General features: G+C 63.5%; 12 protein-coding genes. 4 read left to right on the top strand and 8 right to left on the bottom strand.

From position 1 onward, the window contains the following. Positions 1-64: 64 nt before the first annotated feature. From NKI15_RS13910 to NKI15_RS13925, 4 genes are read left to right on the top strand one after another with little or no spacing between them, the layout of a single operon-like run. Positions 65-925: an FAD binding domain-containing protein gene (locus NKI15_RS13910; RefSeq protein ID WP_023816392.1), complete on the top strand. Its 861-nt coding sequence runs from the start codon at positions 65-67 to the stop codon at positions 923-925. Next, positions 925-1,407 (top strand): (2Fe-2S)-binding protein, encoded by a 483-nt coding sequence (locus tag NKI15_RS13915; protein WP_023684040.1) that lies wholly within the window; start codon positions 925-927, stop codon positions 1,405-1,407. Before NKI15_RS13910 ends, NKI15_RS13915 begins: the two co-directional genes overlap by 1 nt. Then, entirely contained in the window at positions 1,404-3,668 is a 2,265-nt protein-coding gene (locus tag NKI15_RS13920; RefSeq protein ID WP_023706258.1) for a xanthine dehydrogenase family protein molybdopterin-binding subunit, read from the top strand. The genes NKI15_RS13915 and NKI15_RS13920 overlap by 4 nt, the downstream gene beginning before the upstream one ends. Before the next feature lie 24 nt (positions 3,669-3,692). After that, positions 3,693-3,938, top strand: a complete 246-nt coding sequence (locus NKI15_RS13925; RefSeq protein ID WP_023684042.1) for a MoaD/ThiS family protein — start codon at positions 3,693-3,695, stop codon at positions 3,936-3,938. Between the two features lie 276 nt (positions 3,939-4,214). Here NKI15_RS13925 and NKI15_RS13930 read toward each other — a convergent pair whose 3' ends face one another. From NKI15_RS13930 to NKI15_RS13965, 8 genes are all read right to left on the bottom strand, one after another. After that, positions 4,215-4,997 (bottom strand): hypothetical protein, encoded by a 783-nt coding sequence (locus tag NKI15_RS13930; protein ID WP_245261172.1) that lies wholly within the window; start codon positions 4,995-4,997, stop codon positions 4,215-4,217. A gap of 56 nt (positions 4,998-5,053) precedes the next feature. After that, positions 5,054-5,446 carry a phage holin family protein gene (locus NKI15_RS13935; protein ID WP_023693628.1) on the bottom strand — a complete coding sequence of 131 codons (393 nt, stop codon included), beginning with the start codon at positions 5,444-5,446 and terminating at the stop codon, positions 5,054-5,056. Further along, positions 5,443-6,051 carry a hypothetical protein gene (locus NKI15_RS13940; RefSeq protein WP_023696785.1) on the bottom strand — a complete coding sequence of 203 codons (609 nt, stop codon included), beginning with the start codon at positions 6,049-6,051 and terminating at the stop codon, positions 5,443-5,445. Before NKI15_RS13940 ends, NKI15_RS13935 begins: the two co-directional genes overlap by 4 nt. A gap of 535 nt (positions 6,052-6,586) precedes the next feature. Next, complete coding sequence (locus NKI15_RS13945; RefSeq protein ID WP_245261171.1) at positions 6,587-7,003, bottom strand: DOPA 4,5-dioxygenase family protein; 417 nt, start codon at positions 7,001-7,003, stop codon at positions 6,587-6,589. Between the two features lie 348 nt (positions 7,004-7,351). Continuing rightward, on the bottom strand, positions 7,352-7,510 hold the full coding sequence (locus tag NKI15_RS13950) for a DUF3309 family protein (protein ID WP_023707271.1): 159 nt from the start codon (positions 7,508-7,510) through the stop codon (positions 7,352-7,354). A 95-nt stretch (positions 7,511-7,605) separates the two neighbouring features. Next, the gene (locus NKI15_RS13955) at positions 7,606-10,776 is read right to left on the bottom strand and encodes an efflux RND transporter permease subunit (RefSeq protein WP_023707270.1); all 3,171 of its coding nucleotides are present in this window, start codon (positions 10,774-10,776) and stop codon (positions 7,606-7,608) included. 64 nt (positions 10,777-10,840) lie between these two features. Next, the gene (locus tag NKI15_RS13960) at positions 10,841-12,019 is read right to left on the bottom strand and encodes an efflux RND transporter periplasmic adaptor subunit (RefSeq protein ID WP_023708563.1); all 1,179 of its coding nucleotides are present in this window, start codon (positions 12,017-12,019) and stop codon (positions 10,841-10,843) included. Between the two features lie 520 nt (positions 12,020-12,539). Beyond that, a complete protein-coding gene (locus tag NKI15_RS13965; RefSeq protein ID WP_023727617.1) occupies positions 12,540-13,670 on the bottom strand; it encodes a patatin-like phospholipase family protein in 1,131 nt (376 codons plus the stop codon). Between the last annotated feature and the right edge of the window lie 402 nt (positions 13,671-14,072).

Consider the following 14,072-nt stretch of genomic DNA (forward strand, 5'->3'; position numbering starts at 1 on the left):
GGATGGTCATTATGAGGAGACTGTTTATAACGGTCGGCGAGATCACCATCACCAAGGGGAGACGATGCGTTACATACGTCCGCTTTCAATCGAAGACGCCGTTGGCCTGCTGGCCGACGCTTCCGGCACATCAGCCATTCTCGCTGGAGGCAGTGACCTCCTCGTTCGGATGAAGGGCGGGTTTGTCGATCCCGACCTGATCGTCGACATCAAGGCGATCGAGGGCTTGAGCGAGATCAGGGAGACGGCCGACGGCTTCAGCATCGGCGCCACCGTCCCCTGCGCCGTCCTGGGCGAGAGCTCGGTTCTGAAGAAGGCCTGGCCCGGTGTCGTCGAAGCGTCGAAGCTGATCGGCTCGAAACAGGTCCAGGGCCGCTGCACCATCGTTGGCAATCTGTGCAACGCATCGCCGGCCGCCGACAGCGTCCCGGCCTTGGTGGCCGCCGCCGCCAAGGCCGTGGTTGCCGGCCCCTCGGGCAAGCGCACCATTCCTGTCGAGGCCGTGCCGATCGGGCCCGGCAAGACCTCGCTCACCAAGGGTGAGATCGTCGAGGCGATCCTGCTCGGCAAGCGGGAGCCGCGTTCGGGCGACGCCTATCTCAGGTTCATTCCGCGCACCGAGATGGACATCGCCGTGGTCAGCGCCGGCGTGAAGCTGTCGCTCGACGAGCATGGCGTCATCACGGCCGCGCGCGTCGCGCTGGGCGCCGCGGCCCCGACCGTGCTTCTGGTGGAAGAAGCAGCCGAGGCTCTCATCGGCAGGAAGCTGGACGAGGCGGCACTTGAGCGGCTCGCCAAGATCTGCGCTGGGGCCTGCCGCCCCATCGACGACAAGCGCGGCACCATCGAGTTCAGACGAAAAGTTGCGGGCGTGCTGGCCGGACGGGCCGCGACGACCGCCTACGCACGCGCAGGAGGCAAATGATGGCCGGTGTAGCAGTTTCAACGACAATCAACGGCGATCACGTCGAATACCTTTGCCAGCCCGACGAGACGTTGCTCGACGTCCTGCGCGATCGGCTCGGGCTGACCGGCGCCAAGGAAGGCTGCGGCACCGGCGACTGCGGCGCCTGCTCGATCATTCTCGACAATCGGCTGGTCTGCTCCTGCCTTGTGCTTGGCGCTGAAGCCGAAGGCCGGCATATCGAAACCGTCGAGGGCATGGCGCATGGCGATCAGTTGCATCCGCTGCAGCAGAAATTCCTCGAGCATGCAGCCTTGCAATGCGGCATCTGCACGCCGGGCTTCCTGATCGCGGCGAAGGACCTTTTGGCCAAGAACCCCGATCCGACCGAGGAAGAAATCCGCTTCGGCCTCGCCGGAAACCTCTGCCGCTGCACCGGCTACGACAAGATCGTGCGCGCGGTCCAGGATGCGGCCAATGTGATGAAGGGAGCGCACGCATGAACTTCGATCCACGCTTTTCGGGCCGCAAATTCTCCTCCGTCGGCACGCGGCCCATCCGCCCCGACGGCGTCGACAAGGTGACGGGGCGCGCGCGCTACGGCGCCGACTTCAACATGGCGGGACAGCTGGTCGGGCGTGTCCTGCGCAGCCCGCATGCGCATGCCAGGATCCTCAAGATCGACACTTCGAAAGCGGAAAAGCTCGCCGGCGTGAAAGCGGTGATCACCGCCGCCGACCTGCCCGATCTCACCGATGGCGATGCCGCCATGTACGACGTCCTCGACAATTGCATGGCGCGCGGCAAGGCGCTCTATGACGGCCACGCCGTGGCCGCGGTCGCCGCCGTCGATGCCCGCACGGCCAGGCAGGCGCTGAAGCTCATCGAGGTCGAATACGAGCTGTTGCCGCATGTGACCGATGTCGACGAGGCGATGAAGCACACCGCGCCGTTGATCAACGACACGATCTTCACCGAGGGTCTCGAGGAAAAGCCGGTAAAGCCGTCCAACGTCACCAAGCGCAGCCAGTTCGGCCATGGCGATGTCCATCAGGGCTTTGGCCACGCCGATGTCATCGTCGAGCGCTCCTTCAAGACCGAACAGACGCATCAGGGCTATATCGAGCCGCACGCCTGCGTTGCGAGCGTCTCGTCCGACGGCACCGCCGACCTCTGGGTCTGCACGCAGGGCCATTTCGTCTACCGCCAGCATTGCGCGCAACTGCTCGGGCTGGAAGCCTCGAAGCTGCGCGTCACCTCGTCGGAAATCGGCGGCGGCTTCGGCGGCAAGACCCATGTCTGGGCCGAGCCGGTGGCGCTGGCTTTGTCGCGCAAGGCGGGACGGCCGGTGAAGCTCGTCATGACCCGCGACGAGGTGTTCCGCGCCTCGGGTCCGACCAGCGCCACCTCGATCGACGTGAAGATCGGCGCTCGCAAGGACGGCACCATCACCGCCGCCGAAGCGACGCTGCGCTACACCAGCGGTCCCTATGCCGGCACCTGGGCCGAGATCGGCGCCATGACGGCATTCGCCTGCTACAAGCTCGACAACGTCAAGACGGTCGGCTTCGAAGTGCTGGTCAACCGGCCGAAGACCGCGGCCTACCGCGCGCCCTCCGCACCGATGGCGGCTTTCGCGGTGGAAAGTGCCGTCGACGAGCTGGCCAAGGAACTCGGCATGGATCCGGTCGAGTTCCGCATCAAGAACGCCGCGCAGGAAGGCACCAGGTCCTCCTATGGCCCGGTCTACGGCCCGATCGGCATCGGCCCGACGCTGGAGGCGGCCAAGCACCATCCGCACATGAAGGCCCCGCTGGGCAAGAACCAGGGCCGCGGCATGGCTTGCGGCTTCTGGTTCAACTTCGGTGGCCAGACCTGCGTGGACCTGAACATCGGCATGGACGGCTCGGTGTCGCTGGCCGTCGGCACGGTGGACGTAGGCGGTTCGCGCGCGTCGCTGTCGCTGGTGGCGGCGGAGGAGCTCGGCATCGACTATGCCCAGCTCAAGGCGGTGGTCGCCGACACGTCCTCGCTCGGCTACAACGACATGACCGACGGCAGCCGCGGCACCTTCTCGTCCTCGATGGCGACCATCTCGGCCGCCCGCAACGCCATCAAGATCCTGCGTGAGCGCGCCGCCCAGACGTGGGACATCCCCGTCGACGACGTGGTCTGGGAAAACGGCCACGCCATCGCCAAGGGCGAGAAGTACGGCAATCTTGCAGCCCTGTCGCTGAAGGAGATCGCCGCCGCGTCCGGCAAGACCGGCGGGCCGATCGCCGGCCACAGCGAGCTCGTCGCCGACGGCGCCGGCGTCTCCTTCGCCACCCATATATGCGACATCGAGGTCGACCCCGATACCGGCTCGACCAGGGTGATCCGCTACACGGTGATCCAGGATGCCGGCAAGGCGGTGCACCCCACCTATGTCGAGGGCCAGTACCAAGGCGGCGCCGCGCAAGGCATCGGCTGGGCGCTTAACGAGGAGTACATCTACGGAAAGGATGGGCGTCTCCAGAACGCCGGCTTCCTCGACTACCGCATCCCGGTCTGCTCGGACCTGCCGATGATCGACACGCAGATCCTCGAGATACCCAATCCCAACCACCCCTATGGCGTGCGCGGCGTCGGCGAAACCTCGATCGTGCCGCCGCTGGCGGCGATCGCCAACGCGGTTTCGAACGCCGCCGGCGTGCGCATGACCCACATCCCGATGTCGCCGCCACGGGTTCTCGCCGCGATCGAGGCGGAACGGGGAGGCTAGGGCGAAAATGAGGTTCTTGCCCTAATGGTCGAAGTGACGCTCTGGGGCGCGCTGGGCCAGCTCGCCGGCGGCCAGAGCAAGGTCGAGGTCGAGGCCAAGGACATCAGGGAGCTGTTCAGGAAACTGGCTGAACAGTATCCCGGCATCGAGCCCTGGATCGAGAAGGGCATCGCGGTGGCGATCGACGGGACGATTTATCGCGATACGTGGTCGAAGGAACTGCCGCCGGGGGCGGAGATTTTTCTGCTGCCGCGGCTGGCTGGGGGGTGAAGTGGGGTGTCGCCCTACGTCCCAGAGCGGACCGGCATCCTCGGTCTGCGAACTTCAAGTGCAATGTCGGTCCTCGCCTAGATGCCAGTTTTGCTGACCGCGTCTTATCGGCGGCGGGTTGGCCAACAATCCAGAGAACCTGATCCGCTGGATTACTATCGGCAAGGGACATCAGTCCGCACACGGCTCTGAAGTGACTCGAGCGGGTCACCGTTTGACGGACAACACCGGCCCCTTTCTGGAGAGGCCGGCTATCGTTGATCCAGGATCATCAAGCTAGGTTTGGCGCTGAGACGTATCGGAAATTCGTTCGCGCACGGCATGCTCGGTCTTGTCTGCTGTGGACTTCACGATCTCGCCGAGCTGATCGGCTATCGTGTCTGCTTCCATATCTTGCCGGCCAGCTTCCTGCTTGATGGTCTCATAGGCTTCGGCGGCGACCTGCTTGGCCTCATCGAGGCCCCTATTGAGCAAAGTTTCGGCGGAATCGCGAAGCTTGTCGCCATAGGCGCCTAGTTGCTCGTCCTCCGTTGCGGTATGGGGCAGCATTGCACCTATAGCGGCGCCGATGGCGAGACCGACGGCCGCTACGGCCAAGGGTTGGTCCTCCAACAGATCTTGCGCGGAGCGGCTGGCTTTCGCCGCCATGTCCCCAGTCGTCGAGCTTGCATTGGCAGCGCTTCCCGTCAGACCCGCCGCAGCGGCTCTTGCGGTGCTCGATATGGTGTCGCCGACGCTGGTAGCGCTTGAGGAGAGCGATTCCGCGGCGTCGGAGAGCGTGCCGCCCAAACCGCCGCGCTCCCCTGCTACATCATGTCGTCCCGGCGCTGAAGGCAATGGATAGCCAGCCGAACGGTGGGCGGTGTTTGAGGCACCGCTGCCGAACATCAGCCAGGCCAGACCTGCGCCCACCATGGTGACCGGCAAAGGATTGTCTCGGACCTGCGTTCTGAGATTGCTGAGCATGGCCGCGCTCTCCCCTCCCGAGAACAGCCCGGTGAACTCATCCAGCAATTGTCCCGGCGTCATCTTGCCTCGAATGGATTCGGCGGTCTCCATCACCCGGGCGCGCGCCCCCTCGGCCTCGCGTTCAAGTTCGGCTGCGGATTTCTCTTTCATCTCACCTGTTCCTTAATCGCGCTCGCGTCGCGCTTCAGCTGTCCCTGGGTCCGGTCGGGGGTAAGTTCCGAAGGCGCCATGCTGGCCGTCCCGGTCCGCAGCAGGATGACGCCGAGGACCGCCACGACCACACCGACCAGCAGGGAAGACCACCCCGCGCCAAGCCCTGCCCGCGTCAGTGCGATAATGAGCGCCTGCAGCAACACCAAGAGCGCGGCGAGCAGGCAAATCGCGCCGCCCAGCACTTCCGCGGCACCTGCTCCGGCTTTGGTAAGCTTTTCAGAGAGCTCGGCCCGAAACAGCCTCGCCTCGGTTTGCACCAGAGTGGTTACATTCTGGGCCAAATCGGTGACTAGCCCGGCAAGGCTGGGATTGTCCTGGTTGTTCATCTGTCCTGCTCCGCGATCTGCGTGGCGCCATCATCGCCGACCACGCCAAAATCTTGTGGACGATCAGCGGACCAACCCTGTGGCTGATCGGTGTGTGATCTGAGGCCTCCCGGAGCGGCCTCAGAATCGGGCGTTGCCGGCGGAGAAGCCTTGATGAACCGCCCGAGAGCCAATCCGGCCAACACCGATCCCGCAAGCAGGACACCGGGATTTTGCCGGCCGAAGGACTGCACGTCATCAAGGACTTGGCTAAAGGGCTTCTGTTTCAAGGACGATGAAAGCCGCTCAAGGCCACTGGCAGCATCCAAAGCGAATTTCGATGCGTTCCTTTCATCGTTGCTGGCAAGGTGATCGCTGGCCGCTCGCAGTGCACCACCCAACGCCGCCAAGCTCGATCCGATGTCGCGCTGCGCCTCCTCCGCCTTGTCGGAGATGACCTGCGTGGCTTCAGATGCATAGTCGCCAGCCTTACGGGTCACCTCGTCCCGCGCGTCGTGAAGCAACTCGCTGGCACGCTCATTTTCCTGGCGAAGTCTGTCGGAGACGTCGCTTTTCGCCTTGTCGAAATCGGTGGGCTGTCCGCCCTGATCGTTCTCATGCTGCATGAGGCCACCTAGTGAAAACCGAGGAAGGAGAGGACCGCGAGCACGACAACGATAAGGCCGATAAGATAGATGACACTGTTCATGTGCACGTCCTCCGTAGCTTTCCAACTTCGACGAACCTGCGATGTTCCGTAAGTGAGAGCATTTATCTCAGCCGAAACGAAGGGCTTCGTCAGGCACGCACCCAGTCACCAGTGAGTTGCCCTGTCCCTCGTGCGGAGCGCCAGTTGCTCCCGTACGAACCGGTGCGCCCGACTCCGCGGGAACCGAGTGCCGGCTGCGTCCTGTATTGCAATCTTTTGCCTATTCGGCGGCCCCGCCTCGGCGTACCGGCGACCAGGGAGAACTCTCCCTTGCCATCCATCGACGGTCCATCGCTCCAACGGCCCCACGCTGGTTCGGCATCTTCGACGAAGCAATGATGAAGGCATAGGATACGGCTTGAGGCGTAAAGCGGCCGGTCATGCATGCCTGAACTGGGCTATTGGTGAACGCGTCTCCATGGGCCAAGTCTCTACTTTGCAGAACGCCCTCCCTAAGCCACCAACGTCGGCTCCGTATTCACCTCCAGCGCCTCTTCCGCTTCGTCATCCTCACCCAGCACATCCCCATGCACCCCCAGCACTCGCCCGATCCAGATCGGATCGACCAGATGGTCGCGTTTGGGGTTGGTGGTGTTGGGGTGGATGAGGATGCTGAGGCCGCCGTGGTTCAGCATCAGCCACGGAACCAGCGTGGCGAAAATCTCGGTGGCGAAGGAGATCTGGTACATGGGTTGCTCGTGCGGGCCGACCGGCTCGTCGCGCCAGTTGCCCAGTCGCACGCGGAAGCGTTCGCCGATGCGCAGGCGCAGCCATTCGGCATGCTGCCGCTCGGCTTGCCCGTCATAGTAGATGTGGGCGTGATAGCTGGCGATCTCGGCGAGGGGTCTGGGCGAGTTGGCGGTGTTCACCTTGATGGCTCCCTCGGTGATTGTGGTGAGCGCAGCGTATACGCAAGGGAGCGGGGTGGCCAAGGGGGCACAGCGTGTGCTCGTCATCTCGATTTCGGGCCAATCGCATTGGGAGCTCCCCCACTCCGTCTCGGCTTCGCCCAGCCACCTCTACCCCCACATTCGTGGGGGAGAGGAAATGCTAACCGCCGAGGTCGCTGCCTTGAAAAGCTTGGCATTTCCTCTCCCCCATGGACATGGGGAGAGGTGGCCGTGCAGCGGCCGGAGTGGGGGCAGGCGCCGCCGTATGCCTATTGCCAGCACTTCATCGGGCGAGGACGCGCTGATCGCAGAGGTCTCTTGCCCCAATCAAACCCTGCCCATCAGCACCAGGATCAGCAGCACCACCAGCACAGCGCCGACTATTCCGGACGGCCCATAACCCCAGGAGCGCGAGTGTGGCCAGGCCGGGACGGCGCCGATCAGGATCAGGATCAAGACAATGATGAGGATGGTGCTGACGGTCATTAAGAGTCCCTCGCCTTGCTGGTCGGATATGAGGGACAATGCAAAAGGCCGCCCGGTTGTTCCGGACGGCCTTTCGTCCGACAGGTCGAATGCAGCTATTCCGCGGCTTTCGGGAAGGCGATTGCCGGCTCATCGAGCGGACCCGGCTTCGGCCCCGTGGACGCATCCCGTTTCTTGTCGCGCCCGAACAGCCGGCGGAAGAACGCGTAGAAGCGGCTGTTTTTGCTGCGCGTGAAGATCATCAGCATCGACGGCGTCACCACCAGCGTCAGCAGCGTGGCGAAGGACAGGCCGAAGACGATGGCCGAGGACAGCGAAATCCACCATTGCGTCGACGGCGCGTTGATCGTCGTCTCGTGATGGAAGATTTCGAGGCCGAGACCAAAGGCGATCGGCAGCACGCCGAGGATGGCCGAGACCGCCGTCAGCACCACCGGGCGGGCACGTTCGCGGCAGGTCTGCAGCACCGCTTCCATCTTGTCCCAGCCCTCTTCGCGCAGCCGGTCATAGGTGTCGATGAGCACGATGTTGTTGTTCACCACCACGCCGGCCAGCGCGATGACGCCGATGCCCGACATGACGATGCCGAACGCTTCGCCGGTCAGCAGCAGCCCCAGGAACACGCCGATCGTCGCCATGACCACGCAGGACAGCACCAGAAGCACGCTGGTGAACTTGTTGAACTGCATCAACAGCACCAGGAAGATCAGGAAGATCGCCGCGCCGAAGGCCTTGCCGAGGAAGGCGCTGGCTTCGGCGCTGTCCTCGTTCGACCCCGCGAGCTTCCAGCGTATGCCGTTGTCGAGCTTCATGTCGGTGACCGCCTTGGTCACCTCCGCCTGCACCGCCGCGACCTGCGTGCCGGCGGCGACGTTGGCCTGGACGACCACGGTGCGGGCGCCGTCGATGCGGTTGAGGATGCCGACCGTCGGCTCCGGCTTGCGCACGACGAAGTTGGAGATCGGCACCGAGCCTTGCGCGGTCTGCACCCTGAGCTCATCGAGCGTCGACAGCGTGCGCCGGTCTTCGGGCAGGCGCAGCCTGATGTCGACGGCGTCGTCGGCGCCGGCGGGCCTATATTCCGAGAGCTTCAAGCCATTGGTCACCAACTGCACCACGGTGCCGACCGCGGTCGGGCTGATGCCGTACTGCGCCGCCTTGGCGCGGTCGACCTCGAGCGCCCAGTCGACGCCGGGCGGCGGCAGGCCGTCGGAAACGTCGATGACGCCGGGCACCTTGGCGATGCGCGCCGCGACCGCACGGGCCTGGTCGTCAAGCCCTTTTGGATCGATGGCTGAAAGCCGGAGCTGGACCGCCTTGCCTGTGGGAGGACCGGCCTCCGGCACGCGCACTTCGACATCGACGCCGGGAATGCCGGCCATGACGGTGCGCAGCTCATCCAGGATATTGTTCGCCGATTTGCGCTCGCGCCAGTCGATGAACTCATACTGGATGACGCCGACGACGTCCTCCGGCACGTCCTGTCCGCCGCCCTGCGTCTTGCCGACGCGGGTGTAGACCGATTTCACGCCGGGCCAGCCGAGCAGCCGGTTTTCGGCGATCCTGGTTGCCGTATCCATTTCGGCCAGCGAGAGATTGCCGCGGGCATGCACATAGAGCAGGCCGTAGTCGGGCTCGACGCTGGGGAAGAACTCGACGCCGGCGCCGTATTTGGAATAGGCGAAGCCAACGCCGGTCAAAAGCACGGCGGTAAGCACCAGCACGGTGATGGGGAAGCGCACCGCCTGCTTGACCAGCGCCATGTACCAGCCGTCGCGATTGTGTTCCTCGTGATGCTCCGGCGCCTTGGCGAAGAGCGCGCCCAGCGTCGGCGCGAACACCAGCGCATAAAGCATCGAGGCCGACAGCGTGACGATCAGCGTGATCGGCATGTATTTCATGAAGTCGCCGATGATGCCGGGCCAGAACAGCAGCGGCGAAAACGCCGCGATGCGCGTCATCGTCGCGGCGATGACCGGACCGGCCATGCGCTTGGCGGCCAGCGTGAAGGCTTCCGCCTTCGGCATGCCTTCGCCCATGCGCCGTTCGGCGAATTCGGTGACGATGATGGCGTCGTCGACCAGCATGCCGACCGCCAGGATAAGGCTGAACAGCACGATCATGTTGATCGTGTAGCCCATCATCGCAAGCAGCAGGATGCCGATGAGGAAGGATGACGGAATGGCAAGCCCGATCAGCAGCGAGGCGCGTCCCGACAGCGCATAGAGGATGACGATGAACACCAGGATGACGGCGATCATCACGTGGTTCTGCAGGTCGCCCAGCAGCTGGTTGACGAAGACGGACTTGTCCTGCGTGTAGGTGATGTTCATGCCTTCCGGCATGGTCTTGACGTAGGCGTCGGACACTTCCCGCACCTTGGCCAGCGTGTCGATCAGATTGGCGCCGATGCGCTTCTTGACTTCAATGGCGATGGCCGGCTTGCCGTTGAGGCGGGTGATGGTCGTGGCATCGGCAAAGGTCGACCGGATCGTGGCGATGTCCTTGGCCTGGACGACGGCATTGGGTCCGGCAACCACCGGCAGCGACGCCACATCCTCTGGTGTTTCGATCAGCGACGGCACCTTGACCGCGTATTTGCCTTCCGAACCCTCGATATTGCCGGCGGCGACCAGGCTGTTGGAAGCGCCGACCGCGCCGATCAACTGGTCGAGCTGCAGGCCGTAGGAGGACAGCTTCATCGGGTCGATGACGACTTCGACAAGATCGTCGCGCGCGCCTTGTATGGTGCCCTCAAGAACGCCCGGTACTTCCTCGATGCGGTCGCGCAGTTCGCGCGCCGCCGCCGTAAGCACACGCTCGGGCACATCGCCGGACAGCGTGACGACCAGGACGGGAAACTCGGAAATGTTGACCTCGGTAACAACCGGTTCTTCTGCCGCTTGGGGCAGGTCAGCCTTCGCGTCCTGAACCTTCGAGCGTGTATCTGTCACCGCGGTGTCGACTTTTATAGACGGCAGAAACTCAAGAAAGACAAAGGCGCCGCCCTGATAGGCGGATGATTTCATCTCCTTTAACCCCTTAAGACTCTTAAGCTTTGCCTCCAGCGGCCTAAGCAGAAGTCTTTCAGCGTCTTCGGGCGCAATGCCTTGATAGGCGACATTTATATAAACATAAGGGGTAGGAACGTCGGGTTCCGCTTCCTTCGGCGTCGACTGATAGGCGACCCAGCCCGCCAGCAGCAGGAACACCAGCACCGCAATGGTCAGCCGGGCATTGTTGATCGCGAGTTTGACGATATCCATGGCCTGTTCTCAAAATTTCAGGAGCGCATTGCGGCCGGTTGCCCCCGTCCGGGGCCACCCGGCGCTACTGCGTTGTCGCTTCGCCCAACAGTTTCTGGATGGTCGCCTGGTCGGCCTCGACCGGCTTGACGACGTCGCCTTCCTTGACGAGTTCCTGGCCGGCGACGATGACGCGGGCATCGGCGGGAATGCCGCCAAGCACGAGGCCCTTCGGCGAGTCGTCAACGAGGTCGATCGGGAAGAACACCACCTTGTTGTCCTTGTCGACGGCACGGATGCCGAGGTCTCCCTTGTCGCCCAGCGTCACCACGGAGCGCGGCAACATGACGGCATCGGTCGGCTGCGCGCTGAGCGAAATCTCGGCCGTCATGCCCGCCGGCACGGAGCCATCGGCATTGGGCACGGCGATCTCGACGCGGAAGGTTCGGGTGGCCGACGAGGCGTCGCGGCTGATGTAGCGCACCGTGCCTTCGACGGTCTGGCCGCTGACCAGCCGGACAGTGGCCTTGTCGCCGAGCTTGAGATAGCCGAGGTCGCGTTCGCTGACTTCGCCGCGCGCAATCACCGGATCGAGCTTGAGGATGGTTGCCACCTCGCCGCCCTGCATGACGGAACTGCCGAGCTCCACCGGCACCCGGTCGATGACGCCGTCGAAGGGCGCCTTGACCAGATTGCGGTCGAGCTCGGCCTGCGCCGTTTCCAGCTGCGACTGCGCAGCGGTCAGGTTCGAACGCGCCGTGTCGAGCTGCAGCTTGGGCAGATTGCCGGTCTTCATGAGCCGCAGCGATGCGTCGAGTTCAGCCTGGCGCTGCACGACGAGTTGCTTGGCATTGTCGACCATCGAGATCTTTTCTTCCGCCGCAAGCATCAGCACCAGATCGCCGGTCTTGACGTGATCGCCCTGCTTGACCGGCAGCTTTTCGATGACGCCGGCGACACGCGTCGCCAGCACGGCGCGCTTGTCGGCCTCGGTCAGCCCGGAAATGCGGATGGCGCGGGCATAGGTCTTGCGCGGCGGCGTCACCACAGCGACGGTGCGCAGCGGCGCCTTCGGTTCGGCCTCGGCCGCCTTGGCTGCATCCGGCGCCTTGGCCTGATCGCCCGGCTTGGCCTGATCGCCTGCCTTGCCAGCACCTTCGACAGCGGCGCTGCCGACGGACGAGAACGCGCCTGTTCCCATCCAGGCCGCGAAGCCGATGAGCACAACAATAGCGGCAAGCTTGTGAAACCTGATCTTCGGCATCATTTTTTTCCACTGCGGGGTTCGGCCAAGTCGTTATCCAACAGGGTGTCCGTCGTCTAACAGCTACCGTGTCTTCCAACTCGGGCGCGTCGCCGATATGGGTGCGCGCCAGGCCGTGTTCAATTTGCCGTGAACGGCGAAGCCGCGCTTCTACATCAAAGTTGCATCGCAATACAGTCGAAAAGTTGCAGGGGCATTGCGCAAGGCAGGCGTAGTGTGGCTAACGGAAACGGTTTTATCGGCGCCCCGTCAGGCGGCGGAACCACAGTCTCGGAACCATACGGATGTTGGAGGCGCTTTGTTTTCAAGGCGTTTTGAGCACTGACATCCCCCTGTGCCCGCACTAGTTTTTGACGCTCAAATGTGGGCGCGACCTGCGTAGCCACTCAGTGAATGGCAGCAGGCGTCAGTATGATTTTGTATACCGTCACACGCAACCGTTGTTCCGGGACGGAAAGTCATCGGCGCTACTCCGATTTGCCGAACACTTCGCTGATCGTCTTGATCGATCCGGGCGGACTCAGGCCCGCCGGCGTTCCGCCTCCGGCTTCTTGCGGGCGGCGAGGAATTCCTTCACCCGCCGTCCCGGTGCCGGCCCGCGCACCGGTTTGAAGCCGTCATCGAGTTCGCCGGAAAGATCGAGCGTCGGCCGCTTGCCGACGGCGTCGTAATTCTCCTCCAGCCAGTCGCTCGCCGCTATGCGGCCAAGGTCGCGCAAATAGGTCAAAAAAGCCCATTCGGCGTTGACCTTGGACGACGCCGACAGATCCTTGAACGCCTCGTCGGCATCGATGCGGTGCATGCGGATGTCGCGGTATTCGCCAGGCGGCAGCCGGCCGGCGGCGATCAGCTCCTTGACGAAGGCGATCGAGCGGAATTCGTTCAGCAGCCCGGCATTGAAGGTGATCTCGTCGATGCGGTTCTGGATTTCGTTGGCGCTTTTCGGCGTGCCCTCGCGCACCACCGGATTGATCTGCACCAAAAGCACATCCTCCGTCGCCGCCGTCTTGAAGAACGGAAACAGCGCCGGATTGCCGCCATAGCCGCCATCCCAATAGGGCACGCCCTTGATCTCGACGGCGCGGAACAATTGCGGCAGGCAGGCCGAGGCCATCACCGTGTCGAGGTCGATCTCGCCGTCGGAAAAGACGCGCAGCTGGCCGGTCTCGACATTGGTCGCCGAAATGAACAGCTCCATCGACTTGCAGGCGTGAACATTTTTGAAATCGATCTCCTGCTCGACCACGTCGCGCAGCGGGTTCAAGCCCAGCGGATTGGCGACATAGGGCGAAAACACTCGCGACATGGTGTCGAAGAAGAAATAGCCGGGCGTGTTCTCGATCGACCAGTTTCCCCAGGCGACGTCCCACGGCATGCGCTGCACCGGGCTGAAGCGGCCCTTGGCCGCCACCGCGCGCCAGAAATCGTCGAGCTTTTGCCGTGCACCCTCGACGCCGCCGCGCACAAAACCATCGGCCAGCGCCACCGCATTCATGGCGCCGGCGCTGGTGCCGGACACGGCTGAAATGTCGAGCCTGCCATCCTCCAGCAGCCGGTCGAGTACACCCCAGGAGAAAGCCCCGTGCGAGCCGCCGCCCTGCAGCGCGATGTTGATCTTCTTCGTTTCCTCCGCCTTGCCGTTTTTGGTCATGGCGTTCCTGTTCGGTTTGGTCGCTGCTGCCTCATTCCGCCCGGAAATCGGGCGGGTTCGACGGCAGCGGACTTATATTGCAGTGCAGCATATAAGGGATGACCAAGGCAAGAACACGAACACGGTCGCGTGATCACATGAAATTTTGGTCATGGGGAATGGTCCTCCACGCCCAGGTCTTCGCCCTACGAATACCCCCACCCTTGATCCCTCCCCACAAGGGGGAGGGGGTAGTGTGCTGAGAGTTCTGCAAATTCGCTGAGAGAGGGCGGTCATGGCAGGCTGGTGATGTTCAACGTCACCGATTCCTGGAAGGAACGCCACCATGACCAAGACAGAAGGTAAATCGACCAGCGCTGCCGTCAAAGACATTCTGCTTTCGAACCCGGAGGGGCTGCACGA

This window comes from Mesorhizobium sp. M0862 (assembly GCF_040319795.1).
Lineage (GTDB): Bacteria > Pseudomonadota > Alphaproteobacteria > Rhizobiales > Rhizobiaceae > Mesorhizobium.

Coding starts and splice junctions, on each gene's coding strand:
- NKI15_RS13920 (WP_023706258.1), top strand. CDS start 1,404: ATGAACTTCGATCCACGCTTTTCGGGCCGCAAATTCTCCTCCGTCGGC.
- NKI15_RS13915 (WP_023684040.1), top strand. CDS start 925: ATGGCCGGTGTAGCAGTTTCAACGACAATCAACGGCGATCACGTCGAA.
- NKI15_RS13910 (WP_023816392.1), top strand. CDS start 65: ATGCGTTACATACGTCCGCTTTCAATCGAAGACGCCGTTGGCCTGCTG.
- NKI15_RS13960 (WP_023708563.1), bottom strand. CDS start 12,019: ATGCCGAAGATCAGGTTTCACAAGCTTGCCGCTATTGTTGTGCTCATC.
- NKI15_RS13940 (WP_023696785.1), bottom strand. CDS start 6,051: ATGCAGCATGAGAACGATCAGGGCGGACAGCCCACCGATTTCGACAAG.
- NKI15_RS13925 (WP_023684042.1), top strand. CDS start 3,693: ATGGTCGAAGTGACGCTCTGGGGCGCGCTGGGCCAGCTCGCCGGCGGC.
- NKI15_RS13935 (WP_023693628.1), bottom strand. CDS start 5,446: ATGAACAACCAGGACAATCCCAGCCTTGCCGGGCTAGTCACCGATTTG.
- NKI15_RS13955 (WP_023707270.1), bottom strand. CDS start 10,776: ATGGATATCGTCAAACTCGCGATCAACAATGCCCGGCTGACCATTGCG.
- NKI15_RS13950 (WP_023707271.1), bottom strand. CDS start 7,510: ATGACCGTCAGCACCATCCTCATCATTGTCTTGATCCTGATCCTGATC.
- NKI15_RS13965 (WP_023727617.1), bottom strand. CDS start 13,670: ATGACCAAAAACGGCAAGGCGGAGGAAACGAAGAAGATCAACATCGCG.
- NKI15_RS13930 (WP_245261172.1), bottom strand. CDS start 4,997: ATGGAGACCGCCGAATCCATTCGAGGCAAGATGACGCCGGGACAATTG.